Below are 20,938 nucleotides of genomic sequence, written 5' to 3'. Positions count from 1 at the left end.
TCAATATGTCTTATACATATTGGAAAGAAAGTGTGATTTTCCTGTTTGCAAATAAAAAAAGTTTCTTCTTTACGAAGAAACTTTTTGAAACTACTTCATAGAAATAGTCGCCTCTACTGGATAATGATCAGAGTAATCATTATACGTATATTTTTGGAACCATGATGTAACAGTCCATTGTGGAGATTGCGGCTGTAACACCTTATTCTCTATATACGATGGGTTCGCATGGTCTTTACTTGCAATAATATAATCTAAATACTCAGCAGGACTATCAGGGAAATTATATTTTGCAATACTGTTTGTCGTTGCGTCCCAAGTCGCTGTATGTCCAGTATAAGATGGTACAGAAGCGTTCAATGTTTTAAACATAGATGCATACTCTGAGTCATTCTTGTTCTCTGCATTTATTTTATTTACGTTCATATCACCACCAATTAACACATACTCATTATTTGGTATATTTTTATTTTTAATAAAGTCTTGAATTTCTTTTAATTGGTCTGTACGTACAGATGCAGGTGAAGTTTTTCCGCACATACTATCTTCCGCTTGCAAATGCGTACCAATTACATGAACAAAGCGATCATTTTTCTTAATTTTCGTGTATACAAATCCTTTATTCGATAAATTATCTGGCCCGCATCCTTTTGCAAATACATATTGAATCTTTTCAGCGATTGGCCATTTGCTCACAATCGCAACGCCACCATCTTCAGGAGTTGAAGATGAATAGTTTCCTAACGTTTTATCCCATTCACTTCCACTACTACGACCTAATACTGCTGTTTGATTTGGATATTCTTTCTTCAAATTCCCTAATAAACGATCTGATGCGCTATTATCAAACACTTCATTTAATATAACTACGTCTTGATTCTTTATATAATCTGCCGCCCCGATTAAATCAGCACGCTCAGTTTGTCCCCAGTTCGGATATAAGTTTGGTGATAGCATATATACATTATGCGTCATCACTTTTAATGTATCGTTTTGATTTGTAGACGCTTCTGCTTGAGCTGACGTTCCACTATATAAAGCTCCTAGACCAACACCTAAGCTAAGTACACCTTTTAGCAATTTACCTTTCACGTTTCATACCTCCATGTATTGTATAGTGATAAAAAGGCCAAATACTCTATTCTGAGATTTGACCTTTTTTAAATACTTAACGATTTCCGTACGTATCAAACCAAAGCTGAATATATCCAGCAGTAACACGTTGTGCATCCATTAAACGCTTACCTGTCATTGGTGTAACTTCAGCGCGCCATTTATCTGCATATTCTTGTGATACAGCAGCTCTCACGAACCAATCTTTCGTATTATCATTTACAATGCCAGCGTAATCTTGTTTCGCAACTACTGCCGCTCCATGAATCCAATCTTCTGGATTCGTACCTTTCCAGTTCCAATATCCATTTCCATCCGTTACTTTATAGTTATCTTTTATCGTATCTACAAAGTTTTCATATTTAGAATGGAACCCTTGTGGATACGAAAGGTTTGTAAAGTTTGCTGCATGCATCGGTTGGTTTACATCCCCTAGATAATGAAGAGATAATCCTAAATAGAAGAATGCTTGTTTCATATCTTTATTTTTGTAAGACTCACCAGCTAATTTAAAATACTTAGCTCCAGTTTCCTTTGCCTGCTTTGCATACGGAATATAAGTTTTCCCATTGTCAGGGTCATAGAAATGTGAAGCAAATGTGCTATTATCATAATAAGGATTTTCATAGTCAGCAGCATAAATACCGTTCTCTAACTCCGTACGCCATTCATTTAATAGTGCAACTCGATCTTGTTTTACAAGTGTTGTATTACGAGACATAATATCAATTGCACGGTTTACAATCCATAAATGAGAATTCACGCCTTCTTTATGTTTATCTTCAGCAGACCAGCGCGGAATAACTCCAAATCTCTGTCCCCCATCATTTTCATGAGCAAATGCAACACTTTGTAATGGAGCAACTAATGTAATAGCTGCCGCTAAAGCAAGTACTTTCTTTTTCATATAAAATCCTCCATTTTATAATTGAATTATTGTAAACATTTTGTTAGGATCCTATGATGTCGTCCGGTTAACCTATGACTAGAATATCCCACCTTTCACGAAATTTCTATCAATAAATTAAAATATGCAAATGTTCATATCATTATAACTTTATACACAGTGAATATAATGAATGAATACACTTTCATTTTAATAAACTATTATTAAGGCTTGTCTAAACTAATGTAAAAAAAGAGTAAAGCATCTGAACGCTTTACTCTTTTTTTCTATTCGATAATATACTTGGCAATTGTACATTAACTGCTAACTTATGAATAAATCCAAACACTAATCCAATCCCAATAAATATGTATAAGATTGTAAATATCTTTCCGAAATCAGTTTGCGGACTAAAATTCCCATCACCGACAGTCGTCAACGTGACCACACTAAAATATAAAGCGTCAATAGGACGTAATTCTTCAACTGTACTATAAAAAATCGTACCCGATATTAAAGTCAAAATTGTTAATACGAATAATACTTGAAATTCTTTATCTTTCCACGCTCGTAAACAGGCTCTTAACATTCGCTTTAAAGTTAACAAAAATGAAAGCATTAGATTCTCCCTTCCAAACAAAAATACATTTAGTCAAAGGAAAGTCTATCACCTTTCAGTATAGAAAAAAAGTAGCCCTCTTCTATTTCTAGAAAAGGGCTACTCTATTCGATTCTATCTTATTTAGGTGAAACAAGAATTTTCACTTGTGTTTTATCTTTTACAAGTGCTTCAAATCCTTCTTCAACAACTTGATCGACTGTAATTTTTTTCGTAATTAATTTCTCTGCTTGAATTTGACCAGAGCTAATTAATTTAATAACAGCTGGGAAGATGTGACGGTATCCTAAAATACCAATAACTTCTTTTTCTTTTAATACTAAGTTATTTGGAGTAATTGTTGCGTCTTTTTCCCATACACTAACAATTACAGTTTGTCCTTCGAAGCTTGTACTTTCAATCGCTTGTCGTAGTACAACTTCAACACCTGTTACTTCAAAGCTAACATTTACACCTAAACCATTTGTTAAGTTACGGATTTCAGCTAACACATCTTGAGTTGCTGGATTTAATACATAATCCGCACCTGCTAATTTCGCTAACTCTTGACGTTCTTTAGAAAGTTCAACTGCAATAACAGGAGTCGCTCCTGCTGCTTTAGCTGCTTGGATAACAAGAAGTCCAATTGGACCGCAACCAAATACTGCTACAGCTTCCCCTTCTTTTAATTTACTTTGACGTACTGCATGAACTGCTACTGCTGCTGGTTCTACAAGCGCACCTTGTTCATACGTCATTTCATCTGGAATGTGATGAACCATATCTTCTGGTACTACTGTATATTCAGAGAAACCGCCGCCTTCTCCGCCAAGACCGTGGAAAACAAGTTGTTCACAAACATTGTAATGTCCATGTTTACAAGCTTCACATTTACCACAAGAATAAATTGGTTCTACAACAACGCGGTCTCCCACTTTATGAGATGTAACTCCTTCACCAATCTCTATTACCTCACCACTAAACTCATGACCTAAAATAACAGGTGCTTTCACATGTGTTAATGGATGTTCTTCTGTTGGAATAAAAATAGGCCCTGCTAAATATTCATGCAAATCTGTCCCACAAATACCACACCATTTAACTTTGATTTTCACTGTTCCTGGTTTTACTGTTGGTTCTGGTACTTCTTCTACTCGTACATCACGTTGATTATGCCAAAGTAGTGCTTTCATTTTATACATCCCTCTCTATGTATATACTTAACCTGGTGAAGTTTACAATTCTATTATAATACTTCTATCCATATATTTCAAAAAAACAATCGCATCTCTACTAATTTTTTACAAATAACGTTCAATATTTTGTCACTTTGTACTTTTTTCCACATCTGTTAATTCAATTTCATTGCAGGTGAAATTAGCATTATGCCATAATAGCATAGGAGAGGTGAATATCGCTTGAAATATTTTATTTACTTTATCGTTATCGTGGCATTTTTAGATACATTTTCACAATTACCTATTATGAGTACTTTCGCTCAAAGCCTTGGAGGAACCCCTCTTATTATCGGGCTAGTTGTCGGTATGTACTCATTCGCTAATATGATCGGTAATATTATTGCTGGAGCAGCTGTCGATAAATTTGGTGCAAAAAAAATCCTTTATATAAGCATGGGAATTACGAGTTTCATAGTCTTGTTATACACCGTTGTTCAAAGTGGTGAACAACTATTAGTTGTTCGCTTTATGCATGGATTTAGTGATGGCTTTTTAATTCCTGCTACCTTTACATTTTTATCAAAACAAACAACTGCAAAAAAACAAGGAAAAGCAATGGCTCTATCTGGTGCTGCTGTTGGAACAGCGGCAATCGTAGGACCTGCTTTCAGCGGTATTATGAAAGCAACAGCTGGCGTAGAATGGGTCTTCATTACTATTTCTATTTTAATGGCTCTTGGTACGATCGTATCTCTATTCTTCTTACCAAATAACGTATCAAGAAAAGATACATCAAGAACGCAAATGATGAACAAAGAAGATATGGTTGAACTTTTAAAATCAGAACCGTTATTACAAGCATATATTGGTGCTTTCACATTAATGTTTTCACAAGGAATTGTCACTTATATGTTACCAGTAAAAGTTGAGGCATTAGCGCTTAAAGCATCCACAACAGGCATGATGTTAAGTGTATTTGGTATAACTGCTATCCTCTTCTTCTTGCTTCCAACAAATCGTATTTACGATCGATTTAATCGTTCGAAACTAATGCTAATCGGAATTGCAGTTATGGCATTCGCATTATCTTTACTCGGATTATTTGCTACAAAAGGTATGCTCTTTATCGTAATGATGATTTATGGAATTGGATTCGCAATCCTCTTCCCGTCTATTAACGCTTTACTCGTTGAAAATACTACAGACGATAATCGTGGAAAGGCATTCGGATTATTTTATGCCTTCTTCTCATTAGGAGTTGTTGCTGGCTCCTTTACAGTCGGTGCAATCGGAGCATCACCTAGCGTCAGCTTCATTATCGGGACAGCATTTTTATTAACATTTGCTGGGATGATTTATGTAAGAAGCAAAGTAAAAAAGACAATGATGGGATAATCCATCGTTGTCTTTTTTAAAATGCATATTGATATAATCCGTAATATAATGGAAGCGTTGGAATAATGCCAATTAATTTAAATATAAAAGGTAACGGCTCATCTCGCTCTTCATATAAACGAAAAACAAAAACTGCAGTTAAAGTCCAAATGACGCTAAACAAGAAGATACATTTCCAAACAATTGAGGTTAATATTTGTACATCAAATACAAAACCAAAGAGCCCTATCCACGTAATAATAGAAACTACAAAGTCAAACTTTTGAATTGGTGTTTGAAACATGCCCCTTACTAACGAAATAATAGCTAACATTGCTACAATAACTAAATATATTTTCCAAAGCATTATGATAATCTCCTATTCAATTCAACTTTTAACTTTCAATAAGCCGTATTTAATAAACAATATAGCATTATATTTTTCATAGAAATAATACAATGGATAACAAAATAAGAAGAAAATAAGTACAGTTGGTACATCATCTATAATAGAAAAATATTTTACTAGTAATTCCTTAATACTCTCTCCAATTATAATAAACAGTGGAATGATACAAATTGCTGCTAATATTAAGCACGGTGTGATTCTCATTTCTTTTAACCTCACCTTGCAGTGTGGACATCTGAATGAAAAAGGATGCGGGAGATCAATAATATGTTGCGCAGTAATCTCTCCTTCACACTGTGGACATTCAATTATTTCTTTCATTTAACTCAACTCCTTTCTATCTACAAAAAGAACACTATCCAATAGCGCTCTTTTACTGCCGAATATATTACTTTTGTGTGTAACCAAGTAACAATGTAAATAAATTAAACTGTAAAGGCAATACTACATTTCTTCTTTTACAAAAAAGGTGTATAAATACCGACGATACTTCGACAATTTCCTCGGAAATATTTCCTTTCCCCACATAATTTGATACACTACATATGAACAGAGACTTGTATTACATAAGCTAAAATAATAACTTACTGTACAATTAAAAAGCACATTCTTCATATGAAGAATGTGCTTTTATGTTATTAACGTTTAATCCAAACAGCGCCTGCCGATTTATCTTCTGCCTGTCCAACAACTTGGAATTTAAGTCCAAGGTTTGGAACTTTTCTTCCTGCGTCTGCAATTTGCTTGTTACTATATACTTTTGAATCATCAAAAGTTGTAACACCTTGTAATCCAGAATAGTTAAACTGACCACGTGTTAATGAATTTACACTCCATGCTGGTGTTTTATCAAATGAAAATGCAGCATCTGCAATTTGCATGCCCGTATTACCGTATGCTGGTTTCCCGTTTAAATTACCAACTAGCGCTTCTGGATGAGAGTCAACAACACCAAGGAATCCTTCGCCTGGATGCATCCCAACCCAGTTATCTTTAAAGCTATCATCTGCATACCAAACGACAAGACCTGTATTATACACTGGACCTTTTCCTGCTTTTAATCCATTATCTGATCCTGCATAGTTTCTCCATTCTAAGTAGTAGTAATGAGCTTTCTTCTCTGTCCCATCAGAAACAACAAAACCATTTAAATTCATTTTAGACTGTCCTTCTGCATCATCAGAAAATACAACTTGTCCATCAACAGTTACATTTACATTATCCATCGCAAAACCTTTATATGTTACAGCCGGATCTGTAATATAGTCGAATTGTAGTTTCACTTTTTTGCCTTTAAATTGACTTAAATCATATGATTTATCAATCCATTTCCCATCTGTTGTATCTTTATCTCCTTGGACTACTTTTTCTCCAAGTCTATCAATTAACGTCTTCGTTCCATCTTCTGTTACTGCATGTACTTCGACGAAATCGCACTCTGCTTCTAACTCATAATTTGCTTTATAATCGAATTTTGCATTTGTTCCTTTTGTTAAATCAAATAATGGTGTCTCTAACGTTGTATGCATATCATCGCCTCTTGTACTATAATATGCATGCTTTCCAAACTCCGGTTTAATCGTTTCAACACTTTTACCTGGTAAGTTAACACGTACAACGCCTGGACGATTTGATTTCGTAACACTTTGATCAATATATGTAGGAACTCCCACACCACTCTTAATTTTATCGTAATCTACTTCTAATATTTTTGCCCAGTTGCCACCCATATTCTTTTGTAAGAAGTCTTTATTTTGTGGTGAAAAACTAGTCGGCTCTGTTCCTGCGATTTTCCCTGTCCAACTACCTCCACTCATTAATGACCAAGCTTCGACTGGTGAACCATTTCCAGTATATTTCGTGTCATATTCATCTGGTAATCCAAGATCATGTCCAAATTCATGTGCAAACACACCTACAGCTCCATCTTCTGGTTCAATTGTGTAATCATGTGCTGCGACTTTACCACCAAAGTAATCTACCTTTGATTTCGTACCTTCAATCGCTACTGGATCTACTGCTAATTTTGAACGATGTGACCAGATCGCATCATCACCTAATTTACCGCCACCAGCTTCTTGACCAACACCAGCATGGATTACCATTAAATGATCAATTACACCGTCAGGTTCATTTTGATTCCCGTCCCCGTTTGTATCATATCTATCAAATTGATCAAACTGGGATAAATCTAGTCCTTTCTCAGCAGCTGCATGCAAAGCTTCTTTCACTAAATCACGTGCACCTTTCGGACCTTTATTATCGTGCCCACTGCTACCATCAGCTCCATAATCAGATGCTTTTCCTGGAACAGTTAGCCACTCCGTTACATATCCATCTGTCGTATAACTACCACCAGACTGCTCTTCATAGTATTGTTTAAACGTTTTTACTTTTGAACCATCAAATAAAGTATACGGCTCATTACCGAACAACATCTTTTGATAATGTTCTCTACTAAAGTCTTTCGAATACATATAACCTGGTGTTTGATCAATATTATTATGTTTATAATCACTAAATTCAACGAGTAGCACTAATACTTTATCTGATCGAACAGATCCCTTATATGGAGCTTGCTTTGCTTTTGAAGTTGGAACTTGCCCATTCAATTGATTTTTATTTGGTTCTGGCTTTTGCTCAAGACTAACATTTTTTTCAGCCTTTTTTACATTTTCCTTTTCTTCCATCTTTTTCTCTTTTACTTTTTTTGTGAAATCAGACGTTTCTTGTGAGTGAGCATCTGGAAGAATTTCTTTATTCGCCTGATCTCCTTGTTTCTTTTCAATATATTGCTCAACAGCTTTTTTCGTCTCTTCTTTAGAAGATGATGGATTAATTGTTCCTCTTTCTTTCAGTGCTTCCGCTAAACGATCTTCTTGAATTAAATTGTAATCAATTGGTGTTGTAGATACATTATCTTTCTTTTTTGCTGCCGTTTCTGCATATGCTAACGGAGCACTCATTACAGATGTACATCCGATAATTGCCGCAATTGCTAATGATGACAACACTTTAAATGGTGCTTTTCTTCTCATTCCATTTCTCCCCTTTTATAAAACTTAAAATTCAGATAAATTGGTGCGTTTTTGTCGAAATCTCTGTTTACTACCCTCCCTATATAAAAAGACATAATTCTATAAACATTAAGCTTTTTGTTATAGAATCATGCCCTCCAGTTTTCTGGTCAGACCCTCTATCTTTTTATCCCTTGGTTCAATTAATAATCAGTGGGGGGATGAACAAAGCCCCCACTGATTAAAGTTTCACTTTATGTCGAAATATGAAAAATAAAGAGTTATGTGATATATATTAAATATCTTATATAACAAATTTAAAAGACAATATGCAAAATTGCATGAAAATTCTTTTAAATAAAAAAAAGAATCCTAGTCAATTAAACTAGGATTCTTGCTTTTCTATTATTTCTCTTGTGTTTTTTCCCAATCAGCTAAGAATTTCTCAATTCCTTGATCTGTTAATGGGTGCTTCACTAATGAAGCAATTACGTTTGCTGGGATTGTTGCAATATGTGCACCGTTTAATGCTGCGTCAGTTACGTGAACACTGTGACGTACAGATGCTGCAATGATTTCTGTTTCGATGCCATGAATTGCAAAGATTTCTGCGATTTGACGAATTAAGTCCATACCGTTATGACCGATATCGTCTAAGCGACCTAAGAATGGTGAAACGTATGTTGCACCAGCACGAGCTGCAAGTAATGCTTGAACTGCTGAGAACACTAATGTAACGTTTGTACGAATTCCTAAATCAGAGAACGCTTTTACTGCTTTTAAACCTTCTGTTGTCATTGGAACTTTTACTACAACGTTTGGAGCAATCTTCGCTAGTTCTTTTCCTTCTTCAATCATCTTATCAGCTTCTAAGCTAATTACTTCTGCACTTACAGGTCCTTCTACAACGTTGCAAATTTCACGAATGCGTTCGTGGAAGTCTACGCCTTCTTTTGCTACAAGTGATGGATTTGTCGTTACTCCAGCTAATACACCTAATTCATTTGCCTCTTTAATTTCGTTAACGTTTGCTGTATCAATAAAGAATTTCATTTGTTGTTCTTCCTTCCTAATTTTCATTTTATATTTATTTATTTTTCTTAATAAGCTCTAATTCAATCGGAATAGATTTGTCCACTTTTTTACCTTGTGTTATCTCTTTTGCTGTTTGCATCGCCTTCTCCCCGATTAATTCCGGTTTTTGAGCAACTGTTGCAGCCATACGCCCATCGTTAACCGCTTTCACTGCATCGTCTGTTGCATCAAATCCAACAACGACTACATCTGTTTTTCCAGCAGACTTCAATGCTTCAAGTGCACCTAATGCCATCTCATCGTTATGCGCAAACACGGCTTTAATATCACCATTTGCTTGCAAAATGTTTTCCATAACAGATAATCCTTTCGCTCTATCAAAATCAGCTGCTTGTTTTGCAACTACTTTTAAAGACTTATCGGCTACGTTATGGAATCCTTTCCCACGTTCACGAGCAGCGGAAGATCCAGGGATTCCTTCTAACTCAGCAACGTTTGCTCCTTCGCCAACTAATTCACGAATGTAATCACTAGCCATTTGACCACCTTCGATATTGTTAGAAGCAATGTGAGAAACAACCTTACCTGAATTCGCAACGCGGTCTACTGTAATAACAGGAACATTTGCTGCATTTGCCGCACTTACTGCTGAAGCAACAGCATCTGAATCGGTCGGATTAATAACAACTACATCGACACCCTTTTGAATTAAATCTTCAACATCGTTCGTTTGCTTTGCTGCATCATTTTGTGCATCAACAGCAATTAATTCGATGCCACTATCTTTCGCTTTCTTTTCTGCACCCTTTTTCAAAGTTACAAAAAAGGGATTATTTAAAGTTGAAACAGAGAATCCAACTTTAATAGTTTTATTTCGACCTTTATCGCTAGAATCCTTTGCCCATTCTGGCGGTTCCATTGAACAACCAGCAGTAATGACCATAATACATGCAACGAGTATAAGTAACCATTTCTTCATGAACTGTCCCTCCATTACGCTTCTTTTCTGCGATCAATTAATACAGCTAGTAAGATTACAAGTCCTTTTACAACTTGTTGAAAGAAAGAAGATACACCTAATAAATTTAAACCGTTATTTAATACACCGATAATAAGTACACCGATGAATGTACCAACAATCCATCCTCTTCCCCCAGAAAGACTTGTTCCACCTAATACAACTGCTGCAATTGCATCTAATTCATAAGAAGTACCTGCAGTCGGCTGTGCAGAATCTAATCGTGATGTTAAGACAATACCTGCAAGCGCTGCCAAAATTCCGGAAAGACCGTAAATCATTACTTTAATTCTCGTAACATTAATACCTGATAGTGCTGCTGCTTCTTCATTTCCACCAATTGCAAATGTACGGCGACCAAATGTCGTTTTCTTCAAAATGAAGTACAGTACTACGAAAGCGATCATCATTGTAACAGCTGGTACCGGAATACCAAGAAAATAACCGCGGCCAAACATTTGGAACATTAAATGATCACCAAGACCAGTGATCGGACGTCCGTCCATATAAACAAGCGTCAACCCACGAAAAATAGTCATTGTTGCCAAAGTTGCAATAAATGGAGCTACTTTTCCTTTCGCAATGATGATACCGTTTACAATTCCCATTACAAGACCTGCTAATAATCCAACTGCCATTGCAAGGAACGGATCCATGCCACTTGCCATCATTCCAGCAACAAGTGCACTTGATAATGCTAAAATAGAACCTACCGATAAGTCAATACCCCCTGTTAAAATTACGAAGGTCATTCCGAATGCAATAAGCGCATTAATCGATACTTGACGCAGTATATTAAATAAATTTGGAATTTCAATAAACGCTGGATTTAAAGCTGTAATTACGACGATAATTAATACTAAACCGATTAAAGAACCGAGTTGTTGTAATACATTCCCCTTCTTAGTCATCCTTACTCTCCCCCTGTAGCTAGTGCCATAATAGACTCTTGTGATGCCTCATCTTTCCCTAAAATTCCGCCTACTTTTCCTTCATGAATAACAAGAACACGATCACTCATCCCTAAAACTTCTGGAAGCTCAGATGATACCATAATAACGGCATCTCCTTGCTCCGTAAGCTTATTCATAATAGAGTAAATTTCTTTTTTCGCTCCAACATCAACACCCCTTGTTGGTTCATCTAAAATGAGTAACTGCGGATGAATGCCTAGCCATTTTGCGATTACAACCTTTTGCTGATTTCCACCAGAAAGAGATTTCACTGCCTGCTCTCCGCTAGATGCTTTCACATTAAGAAGTTTCATCATATCCGCCGTAAACTGTTGTTCTAGCTCGTTGCTTAGAACACTTCCCTTTGAAAGACTTTCTAAATTTGGTAAAGCTAAATTTTCTCGAATTGAAAAATCTAACACTAATCCTTCAGACTTTCTATCTTCTGTAATGAAAGCAATTCTTTGTCTAATTGCATCTATTGGACTATCAATCTTTACTTCTTGTCCATTTATAAAAATTTGTCCAGAGTCTAAAGGTTCATAACCAAATATCGCTTTCATAATATCAGTGCGACCAGCCCCCATCAAACCAGCTACACCAAGGATTTCACCTTTCCTCACTTGAAACGAAACATTTTCAAATTTCCCTTTCTTCGTTCCGTTACGCATTTCAAAAATGACATCACCAATTTGACTATTTCGCTCTGGGTAACGTTCACCAATGCTGCGCCCCACCATCATACTCACTACTTCATCAAATGATGTTTCTGGAATTAATCTCTTTCCGACGAATTCTCCATCACGCAAAATCGTAATAGCATCACATATTGAGAAAATCTCTTCCATACGATGCGAAATGTACACGAATGAAACACCTTCTTTACGTAACTTATTGATTACTGTAAAGAGCGTTTCGATTTCACGATCCGTCAGTGCCGCAGTAGGTTCATCCATAATAATAACGCTCGCGTTTGTCATTAATGCTTTCGCAATTTCGATAATTTGCTGTTGTCCAACCGATAATTCCTCTGCTAACATAGCGCCTCTTACATGCAACCCTAACTCCGCTAGTTGCTGCTGCGCAATCGCGTTCATTTGTCGAGTGCGTAAAATACCTGTTTTCCCATACATTAACTCTTTGCCGAGAAACATATTTTCAGCTACTGTTAAATTCGGCAATATGTTTAGTTCTTGATGTATAAATGCGATGCCGTACTCTTCAGCTTCTTTCGCATTTTTAAAGGTGCGCTCTTGCCCATCAATCGTGATTGTCCCACCATCTTTTTTGTATACACCTGTTAAAATCTTCATGAGCGTTGATTTACCCGCTCCATTTTCCCCCATCAATGCATGGACTTCTCCTGTTTCAATCATAAACTGTGCATTCTTCAAAACAGGATTTCCATTGAACGCCTTTGAAATGTTTTTCATTTCAATATGCATTCCCATCACTTCCCTTTATTAAAAAATCACGCCTGCATGTAAAATTACATTTGCATAAGGCGTAGCCTCGCCTGTACGAATAATCGCCTTCGCTTTCTTTGTATGCTCTTTAAATTGCTCATGAGATACATACTCAAATGCTGGCTCTATTAATTTCTGCTCTATTTCTTTATTTACTTCCGCATTATTTATAATAACTTCTTCTGCTAACGTCACTTTTTCGATTGCCATATCATCAGCTACCACTTGCAATACATCTAAAAAGCTAGGTTTTCCAATTTCAACAGCTAAATCAATTCTTTTTACTCCGTCAGGAATTGGTAAACCGCAATCAGCAATTACAATCGTATCCGTATGCCCAAGTAAAGCAAGGATTGATGCAATCTCACTGTTTAATACGCCGTGTTTCTTCATCCAACAATCACCTGCACTTCACGTACTTTATCTCTCGTTGGCATGCCGCCTTGCGCCCCAAGTTTCGTTACAGAAAGACCACCGGCAATATTCGCGAAACGAATTGCTTTTTGAAGTGTCTCTCCTTCAGAAAGTGCAACTGCTAACGCACCATTAAATGTATCACCAGCTCCAGTTGTATCCACTACATCAACAGCAATGCTAGGAACATGTACAATCTCCGTGCCATTATGGAAACGAACACCGTTAGAACCTTCTGTCATCAATAATTTATTGGGATACTTCGCCAATAAATCTTCAATTGGTGATGTAAAATCATCTAATACGATGCGGCACTCATGTTCATTTGGCGTAATATAAGTCGCCTTTTCTAAAATTCCTTCTGATAAAACTTGTGCTGGCGCTGGATTCAACATAACAGGAATATTCTGTTCCTCACAAATAGCCAATACATATTTTACTGTTTCAAGTGGAATTTCTAGTTGAAGAACAACCATATCCGCTTTTACAAGAAGGTCTTTGGAGCGATCTACAACTGACTTATTTACAAGAGCATTTGCCCCTTGTACGACAACAATACTGTTATCTTCTTCTGCTAAAACGATATGAGCAATTCCTGTCGTTCTATCTGTAACCGGTACCACATAATCGATAAAAATGCGTTCGTTCTCTAGATTTTTTCTAACTACTGTTCCATAATCATCATTTCCTACCGCTCCAACCATTGCTACATTTGCTCCTAATCTAGCTGCAGCAACTGCTTGGTTTGCTCCTTTCCCTCCTGGGATTGTATGAAACGCTTCACCAATTACTGTTTCTCCTGCTTTCGGCCGTTTTTTTGAAACAGCCACTAAATCCATTGAAATGCTTCCTACTACTGCAATATTTGGCATCTGTTTCATCTCCTTACTTTGTTGTATTTCGTTCTATAATTTCGATCGGCAAACGATAGTGTTTCTCTTCTAATGTATTTCCTTCCATTTGCTCTAACAACAACTCTGTTGCAATTTTCCCCATTTCATATATCGGTTGTGCAACTGTTGTAATAGATGGATACATCATTTCCGTTAAAGAAATTCCATCAAATCCGATAATTTGTAAATCATTTGGAATGACAATCCCCTTTTGAAGTGCAGCCTTTACAATACCAATCGCAATTAAATCATTCCCAGCAACAATACCATCAATATGCGGGTATTCTTCTAATAATTCCATCGCTACACGCTCACTATTTGCTGGATCAAACGTACTCTCTGCAATCATATACGAAAGATTATTTTGCGTAATAACGTCTACAAAACCTTCAAAACGTTCATTTGCAGTACTCACATCACGTGGACCGCGAATATGTGCAATATGTTTACATCCTTTATCTAGTAACAACTTTGTCGCAGCCTGACTTCCTGCATAGTTATCTGCATATACAGTAGGAATACGCTCATTAAACATACGGTCAATCGCAACAATTGGAATAGATAAATTCATGTAATTAACACTATTTTGTGGATTCGTTGCTACAATAAATCCATCTACATTATTTTGTCTAAGCACATCAATATATTGTTTCTCTTTTTCTAAACTTTCATCAGAGTTACAAAGGACAACTGTGTAACCTTGTTTATGTGCTACATCTTCTACGGCACGTGCAACTTCCGGAAAGAATGGATTCACGATATTTGGAACAACTAAGCCAATTAAACGAGACTTTTTATTATACAGTGAACGCGCTACTGTACTAGGCTTATAATCTAACATCTCAATTGCACGTTCTACCTTTTTTAATGTATCTTCGTGAACATATCCATTTTTATTTAGAACTCTGGAAACGGTCGCAACAGATACTCCCGCTAATTTCGCAACGTCTTTGATCGTACTCATTCTCTTTTCTCCTCATTTCATGTAACCGTTTACAGAAAATAATATAACGTATTTCTAAAAATACGTCAATCATTTCTCACTAAAAAGCTTTTAAGGTTATACTCAAAAAAGCACCGCCATAAGGCGATGCTTCTTCATTACGAGTATGATACAGTTTTTTCTTTTTCTTCTACAGCAGGCTCTTTAGCATCTTTTTTACGATCTGACAATTTAATTTTTTGTAAGAAAATCGTAAAGATGGCACCTACTACGATAAATACTAATCCTGTTAAGAATACAGTATGAAGCGAGTCTACTAAAGAGTTTTTCAAAATAGGTACAATACTGTTAGCGAACGCTTCTGGCATTTGTTTTAATGCCTCTGGGCTAAATAGCATTGAATATAAACCTTGTGGATCTGTGTGAATCATATCTTTAAATTTCGTTACCATTTGTCCCGCTTCTTTCGGGAATGTATCTAATACAGGTACTAAATTCTTTGTTAATGTCGCACCTGAAGTGTTATTCATAATTGATCCTAAAATTGTAATACCAAATGTACCACCGATTTGTCGGAAGAACTGACTTGATGATGTTACAACACCAAGGTCTTTTTTCGGGAAGCTTTCTTGTAACGCTAATGTTAATGTCGGCATTACAAGACCCATTCCTAAACCGATAACCATCATATAAGAAGTAGCTGTAAGCTTCGTTGTGTGCATATCCATCGTTGTTAATAACCAGAAACCACCGGCCATAATAAGCATACCTGCGATAATTTGTGGTTTTACACCAACTTTTAATACAAGTTGCCCACCGATAATACTCATCACAATCATTGTAATCATCATTGGAGTCATAATTGTTCCTGATTCAGCAGCACTTACTCCTACAATACCTTGCATGAAGAATGGTACGAACATAATCGCGCCGAACATTCCAATACTCATAAAGAATCCAATCGCATTCAGTATTGTAAATGTGCGATTTTTAAAGAAATGCATTGGTAAAATTGGCTCTTCAGCTTTCGTTTCAACGATAACAAAGCTAACGATACCAATTACAGCTAGTGCAAATAAACCGATAATTTGCCAAGAATCCCATGCATAATCTTTTCCGCCAAACGTTAGCGCAAGTAATAAACTTACAACACCGAGAATCATCGTAAAGATTCCAGCGATATCGATTTTAATTGGTCCTGTTTGTTTATGCGATTTTAATCCCATTGCAATAAAGATTGTTGCTAAAATACCAACCGGTAAGTTAATGTAGAATACCCATCTCCAGTTCACTGCATCTACAATCCAACCACCAACTTGCGGTCCAATTACAGAAGCAAGACCGTATAACGCACCAAAAATACCTTGCCATTTCGCACGTTCTTTTCCCGTGAACATATCTCCAATAATAATCATAGCCATTGGCATCATAATACCGCCACCAAGACCTTGAATACCACGGAAAATAATTAATTCTGTCATACCATTCGCCATACCACATAACGCCGAACCAATCATGAAAATAACTAGCCCTGTTATATATACGTTACGACGACCAAGTAAATCCGCTAATTTACCTGCAATTGGTACAACTGTCGTTGATGTTAACATATAAGCTGTCGTTAACCATGTCATTAAACTTAATCCGCCTAGGTCACCGACGATACGTGGCATTGCTGTACCAACAATTGTTCCATCTAATGCAGCAAATAGCATCGCGATTACTAAACCGATTAACAACAACTTTCTATTTTGATTTTCTTGTTGCTCCATGTAATCTCCTCAATTCCTCTTAGTTATTCTCTTTTTTCTCTTGTGTCCCGCAAATAATGGTTTCTAACTTCTCAAAGAGACGTAATAAATCTTCTCTTTCTTGCAACTCTAAATGTGAAAAGTATTTTGCAATATGCTCGTTACGAGCTGTCATTGCCTCTTCTACTCTAGCTTTCCCCTTTTTCGTTAACTCGATGATGACAACGCGACGGTCATCTTTGTCGTGATAGCGTTCTACAAGTTCTTGATCGATTAGACGATCAATCATCACTGTAATCGCGCTAGGCTTCACATACATCTTTTTCGCTAATGTTGTCGCTCTTGAAGCCCCATAATGATCTAAAATCTTTAAAATATAAAACTGCGGTGGTGTAAGTCCTGTCGCTTGCATTTGTTCTAATAACTCCGTCTGCATTTTCTTTCCAATCGAAAAGGCAAGAGCTTGAATTTTATCGATATGCGTCATATCATTTGGCATGTTATCCACCTCTTATTTAAACAATAAAATATTTAATGTATTTAAATATTAATCCCACGAACAAAATCCGTCAATACTTTTATTCATAAAAACGTTTACATTTTTGTCACAAAGTTGTATAATTTTCGACGAAGTTAATATTGACAGTCACGGAGAAACGGAGTACACGGCTATGAATCATAAAAAAGGAAACTTTTTTATATTTCATGGCCTTTTTATGTTCTCTGTCTTAAAACGCTTCGAATTAATTAGGGGAGGATTTTCATTTTATGTTTTTCACACAATTATTTAAACCTGCGCCCCACGCGGAACGCTTACCAGCTGATCGCGTTGATAGCGAATACCGTAAATTACGTTTACAAGTATTCTTAGGTATCTTCATCGGTTATGCAGGTTACTACTTTGTTCGAAAAAACTTTTCACTAGCAATGCCATACTTAATCGAGCAAGGCTTTAGTAAAGGGGAACTTGGGGTTATCCTTTCAGCAGTTTCTATCGCTTACGGATTAAGTAAATTTCTTATGGGTATCATATCCGATCGTTGTAATCCTCGCTACTTTTTAGCAGCTGGGCTATTTTTATCAGGTATCATTAATATTATTTTCGGCTCATTTTCTTTCATTACAACGAGCATTATACTTATGTTTGTACTTCAGTTTTTAAATGGATGGGTACAAGGTATGGGATGGCCTCCTTGTGGTCGTACGATGGTTCACTGGTTCTCTATTAGCGAACGTGGTACAAAAATGTCTATTTGGAACGTCGCTCATAATGTTGGCGGAGCGCTTATGCCTTCACTTGTAACATTAGGCTTATACTTCTTCGCAGATGACTGGAAAAGTATTTTTTACTTCCCAGGTATTCTTTCAATTTTAGTTGGTATTTATGTATTAATTACGATGAAAGATACGCCTCAATCTTGTGGACTACCTTCTATTGAAGAACATACTGGAGAATATCCACCAGATGAAAAAGTAAAAGACCGCGAACGCGAGCTTTCAGTAAAGGAAATTTTATTTAAATACGTATTAAACAATAAGTTTTTATGGTACATCGCTATTGCGAACGTTTTCGTATATTTCGTACGTTACGGCGTTGTAGACTGGGCTCCTACTTATTTAGTAGAAGAAAAAAGCTTTACTCATAGTAGCTCACGTACTGCTTACGCTCTATATGAATGGGCTGGTATTCCAGGTACACTTCTTTGCGGATGGATGAGTGATAAACTATTTAAAGGACGTCGTGCACCTGCTGGTATTCTATTTATGGTCGGTGTATTTATCGCAGTTCTTGTTTACTGGTTAAACCCTCCTGGTAATCCAATGGTTGATAGTATCGCACTTGTCGCAATTGGATTTTTAATTTACGGACCGGTTATGTTAATTGGTCTACACGCTCTAGACTTAGCACCAAAGAAAGCTGCTGGAACTGCAGCAGGCTTAACTGGATTCTTCGGTTACTTAGGCGGAGCTGCTTTCGCTAGTGCAGCTATGGGCTTTATCGTAGATGCATTCGGATGGGATGGCGGATTCATCTTATTACTTGCATCTTGCGTACTTGCAATGTTCTTCCTTGCTCTTACTTTAAATACAGGGTCAGTAAAACAAAAGCAAGCTTAAATAACATATAACAAGCATAAAAATAGCTCTTAGCATTTACATACATGCTAAGAGCTATTTTTTATTTTCATTGCTGTTCCTACTAATGATAACAACCAATTCCTTCCCTACTATAAAATTAAAAGATTTGATGAAACACCTTTATTAAAACAGCTAACGTAACAGATGCAGCAAATCCCCCTAGACAAATTAAGCTTACCCCTTGACTATATGACAAATTTTGAAATGATTTCATTACTTCCATCCTCCCTATCTCCCCTTTGATACTTTTATTTTACCAATGGGAAAAATCTCATAACATCGATTTCTCTAACAACTAACTTACAAATTTGTAAGTTAACATCTTTTCAACTTATATATCTAGTATTTCCACAAATAAGAGTCATTTATACATAAAAAAAGACCTCAGTTATACTAAGGTCTTCGTTACATTCTATTTCATTTTATAATCATCACCGGACATTTCACTCGTTTTGCTATTTTATGACTTACACTTCCAAGCACCATTTCTTGCAGTGTATTGAGCCCTCTACTTCCAGCAATGACAAGATCTATATCTCCTGTATTTACATATTGAACAATTGTATCTCCAGGATCACCATGTAATATCGTAATTGTATAAGAAATGTTCTCTTTCTTTAATAAACCTTCAATCTCTTTTAATTTATCTTTTCGACTAGCCGATATTGTTTCTAAATCTGTTTGACCTTGTATAATATCTGATTTTGCCGTTCTATTATCTACTACGTACACAACTTCAACATTTGTTTCTTCGCTACATTTCGCAATATATGTTGCATGCTCTGCTGCTCGAAGTGCATGTTCAGAACCGTCACATGCTAATATAATTTGTTTGTACATATGCTGAATCCCCTTTTCGTTATCCTACTCGTATTATATAATAAAGCCCCCTAAAAAGGAGGCTTTTAACTAGCAATTCTTTTATTATAAGTCGCTAAATTTGCAACAAGTTTTGAACTACGTTCATTTAATCCTGTTATAGTTACTTTCACACCACTTTGTTCATACTTCATGATAACTTTATCAATTGATGCCACTGCTGAATCATCCCATACGTGCGCATGAGTAAAATTCATTTCAATTTCTTTTACATCTTCTTTAAATGAAAAATTATTTATGAAATCGGCTGTAGATACAAAGAAAAGTTGACCGTGAATTTCGTATATTTTCTTATTTTCAATATATAAATGTTTCACGTGAATCTTTGCCATATTGAATGCAAATAACACCGCACTAATTACTGTTCCGATAATTACACCTAATGCTAAATTATGTGTAATTAGGACAATCACAACTGTTACGATCATAACAAATGAGTTTCCTTTTGGTACTTTATGAATTGTTGTTACAGAGTTCCAATCAAACGTTCCGATTGAAACCATAATCTTTAACAAGCGTTACCATTAATAATGCCATTGCACCTGTTGCAGCTGAAATCATTCCAGTTCTTCCCCCAACAAATGAAATGGTAACTGCAATACAAAAGGCTGCGTATAACCCAACGGTCGGATCCACACCAGCGATAACAGAGAAGGCTATCGCTTCAGGAATTAATGCTAAAGCAACGACAATTCCTGATAACACGTCCCCTCTCACATTAGAAAACCAATCATTTTTTATCGTTTGAAACAAAATACCACTCCTCTACTCCTTTATCATTTGATTTTCTCCATAAGAAAATCAGCCGACTGCACGAAAGCTATTATATAACGAGTAGAAGATTTTTTACTATGTAAAAGTTTCCTAAAGAA

20 protein-coding genes and 1 pseudogene are annotated in these 20,938 nt (G+C 36.2%); 2 read left to right on the top strand and 19 right to left on the bottom strand.

Going from position 1 to position 20,938, the window contains the following annotated elements:
* Nucleotides 1-90: 90 nt before the first annotated feature.
* From sph to bdhA, 4 genes are all read right to left on the bottom strand, one after another.
* Complete coding sequence (gene sph / locus HFD78_RS22430) at nt 91-1,092, bottom strand: sphingomyelinase C (RefSeq protein ID WP_000676785.1); 1,002 nt, start codon at nt 1,090-1,092, stop codon at nt 91-93.
* A 76-nt stretch (nt 1,093-1,168) separates the two neighbouring features.
* On the bottom strand, nt 1,169-2,020 hold the full coding sequence (gene cerA, locus HFD78_RS22425) for a phospholipase CerA (protein WP_000730997.1): 852 nt from the start codon (nt 2,018-2,020) through the stop codon (nt 1,169-1,171).
* 253 nt (nt 2,021-2,273) lie between these two features.
* Nucleotides 2,274-2,618, bottom strand: a complete 345-nt coding sequence (locus HFD78_RS22420; RefSeq protein ID WP_000948209.1) for a potassium channel family protein — start codon at nt 2,616-2,618, stop codon at nt 2,274-2,276.
* Between the two features lie 119 nt (nt 2,619-2,737).
* Complete coding sequence (bdhA, locus tag HFD78_RS22415; RefSeq protein ID WP_000645827.1) at nt 2,738-3,790, bottom strand: (R,R)-butanediol dehydrogenase; 1,053 nt, start codon at nt 3,788-3,790, stop codon at nt 2,738-2,740.
* Nucleotides 3,791-4,015: 225 nt separating this feature from the next.
* Here bdhA and HFD78_RS22410 point away from each other — a divergent pair, with 225 nt between their 5' ends.
* Complete coding sequence (locus HFD78_RS22410) at nt 4,016-5,170, top strand: MFS transporter (RefSeq protein ID WP_097863073.1); 1,155 nt, start codon at nt 4,016-4,018, stop codon at nt 5,168-5,170.
* Nucleotides 5,171-5,186: 16 nt separating this feature from the next.
* Here the strand turns inward: HFD78_RS22410 and HFD78_RS22405 are convergent, their stop codons facing one another.
* The 12 genes from HFD78_RS22405 to HFD78_RS22350 form a co-directional block, all read right to left on the bottom strand.
* Nucleotides 5,187-5,516 (bottom strand): hypothetical protein, encoded by a 330-nt coding sequence (locus HFD78_RS22405; RefSeq protein ID WP_000964469.1) that lies wholly within the window; start codon nt 5,514-5,516, stop codon nt 5,187-5,189.
* Between the two features lie 21 nt (nt 5,517-5,537).
* Nucleotides 5,538-5,879 carry a hypothetical protein gene (locus HFD78_RS22400; RefSeq protein ID WP_000658667.1) on the bottom strand — a complete coding sequence of 114 codons (342 nt, stop codon included), beginning with the start codon at nt 5,877-5,879 and terminating at the stop codon, nt 5,538-5,540.
* 317 nt (nt 5,880-6,196) lie between these two features.
* Nucleotides 6,197-8,596: a M6 family metalloprotease immune inhibitor InhA2 gene (gene inhA2, locus HFD78_RS22395; RefSeq protein WP_001252963.1), complete on the bottom strand. Its 2,400-nt coding sequence runs from the start codon at nt 8,594-8,596 to the stop codon at nt 6,197-6,199.
* 384 nt (nt 8,597-8,980) lie between these two features.
* Entirely contained in the window at nt 8,981-9,628 is a 648-nt protein-coding gene (gene fsa / locus HFD78_RS22390) for a fructose-6-phosphate aldolase (RefSeq protein WP_000667698.1), read from the bottom strand.
* A gap of 34 nt (nt 9,629-9,662) precedes the next feature.
* Nucleotides 9,663-10,589, bottom strand: coding sequence for a ribose ABC transporter substrate-binding protein RbsB (rbsB, locus tag HFD78_RS22385; RefSeq protein WP_000758974.1), 927 nt, complete (start codon nt 10,587-10,589; stop codon nt 9,663-9,665).
* A gap of 14 nt (nt 10,590-10,603) precedes the next feature.
* The gene (locus HFD78_RS22380; RefSeq protein WP_000162130.1) at nt 10,604-11,539 is read right to left on the bottom strand and encodes an ABC transporter permease subunit; all 936 of its coding nucleotides are present in this window, start codon (nt 11,537-11,539) and stop codon (nt 10,604-10,606) included.
* Nucleotides 11,540-11,541: 2 nt separating this feature from the next.
* Nucleotides 11,542-13,026 carry a ribose ABC transporter ATP-binding protein RbsA gene (gene rbsA, locus HFD78_RS22375; protein WP_002100767.1) on the bottom strand — a complete coding sequence of 495 codons (1,485 nt, stop codon included), beginning with the start codon at nt 13,024-13,026 and terminating at the stop codon, nt 11,542-11,544.
* Nucleotides 13,027-13,044: 18 nt separating this feature from the next.
* On the bottom strand, nt 13,045-13,440 hold the full coding sequence (gene rbsD, locus HFD78_RS22370; RefSeq protein ID WP_000716154.1) for a D-ribose pyranase: 396 nt from the start codon (nt 13,438-13,440) through the stop codon (nt 13,045-13,047).
* The gene (rbsK, locus tag HFD78_RS22365) at nt 13,437-14,333 is read right to left on the bottom strand and encodes a ribokinase (RefSeq protein WP_001132868.1); all 897 of its coding nucleotides are present in this window, start codon (nt 14,331-14,333) and stop codon (nt 13,437-13,439) included. The genes rbsD and rbsK overlap by 4 nt, the downstream gene beginning before the upstream one ends.
* A 13-nt stretch (nt 14,334-14,346) precedes the next feature.
* Nucleotides 14,347-15,318: a ribose operon transcriptional repressor RbsR gene (gene rbsR / locus HFD78_RS22360; RefSeq protein WP_000104034.1), complete on the bottom strand. Its 972-nt coding sequence runs from the start codon at nt 15,316-15,318 to the stop codon at nt 14,347-14,349.
* A gap of 137 nt (nt 15,319-15,455) precedes the next feature.
* Nucleotides 15,456-17,069: an MDR family MFS transporter gene (locus tag HFD78_RS22355; RefSeq protein WP_000437645.1), complete on the bottom strand. Its 1,614-nt coding sequence runs from the start codon at nt 17,067-17,069 to the stop codon at nt 15,456-15,458.
* A gap of 19 nt (nt 17,070-17,088) precedes the next feature.
* Nucleotides 17,089-17,547, bottom strand: a complete 459-nt coding sequence (locus HFD78_RS22350) for a MarR family winged helix-turn-helix transcriptional regulator (protein ID WP_001132365.1) — start codon at nt 17,545-17,547, stop codon at nt 17,089-17,091.
* Between the two features lie 269 nt (nt 17,548-17,816).
* Here HFD78_RS22350 and glpT point away from each other — a divergent pair, with 269 nt between their 5' ends.
* Nucleotides 17,817-19,166 (top strand): glycerol-3-phosphate transporter, encoded by a 1,350-nt coding sequence (gene glpT, locus HFD78_RS22345; protein ID WP_000466381.1) that lies wholly within the window; start codon nt 17,817-17,819, stop codon nt 19,164-19,166.
* A 118-nt stretch (nt 19,167-19,284) separates the two neighbouring features.
* Here glpT and HFD78_RS22340 read toward each other — a convergent pair whose 3' ends face one another.
* The 3 genes and pseudogenes from HFD78_RS22340 to HFD78_RS22330 all read right to left on the bottom strand — a co-directional run bounded on the left by HFD78_RS22340 (nt 19,285) and on the right by HFD78_RS22330 (nt 20,819).
* On the bottom strand, nt 19,285-19,401 hold the full coding sequence (locus HFD78_RS22340; protein ID WP_000834733.1) for a DUF4027 family protein: 117 nt from the start codon (nt 19,399-19,401) through the stop codon (nt 19,285-19,287).
* A gap of 203 nt (nt 19,402-19,604) precedes the next feature.
* On the bottom strand, nt 19,605-20,027 hold the full coding sequence (locus HFD78_RS22335) for a universal stress protein (RefSeq protein WP_000277998.1): 423 nt from the start codon (nt 20,025-20,027) through the stop codon (nt 19,605-19,607).
* A 65-nt stretch (nt 20,028-20,092) separates the two neighbouring features.
* Nucleotides 20,093-20,819: pseudogene (locus HFD78_RS22330) on the bottom strand (SulP family inorganic anion transporter).
* Between the last annotated feature and the right edge of the window lie 119 nt (nt 20,820-20,938).

This window comes from Bacillus sp. EKM501B, from assembly GCF_011800505.1.
In the GTDB taxonomy this organism is placed as follows: Bacteria; Bacillota; Bacilli; order Bacillales; family Bacillaceae_G; genus Bacillus_A; species Bacillus_A cereus.
This window is presented reverse-complemented; position numbering and strand designations above follow the sequence as displayed.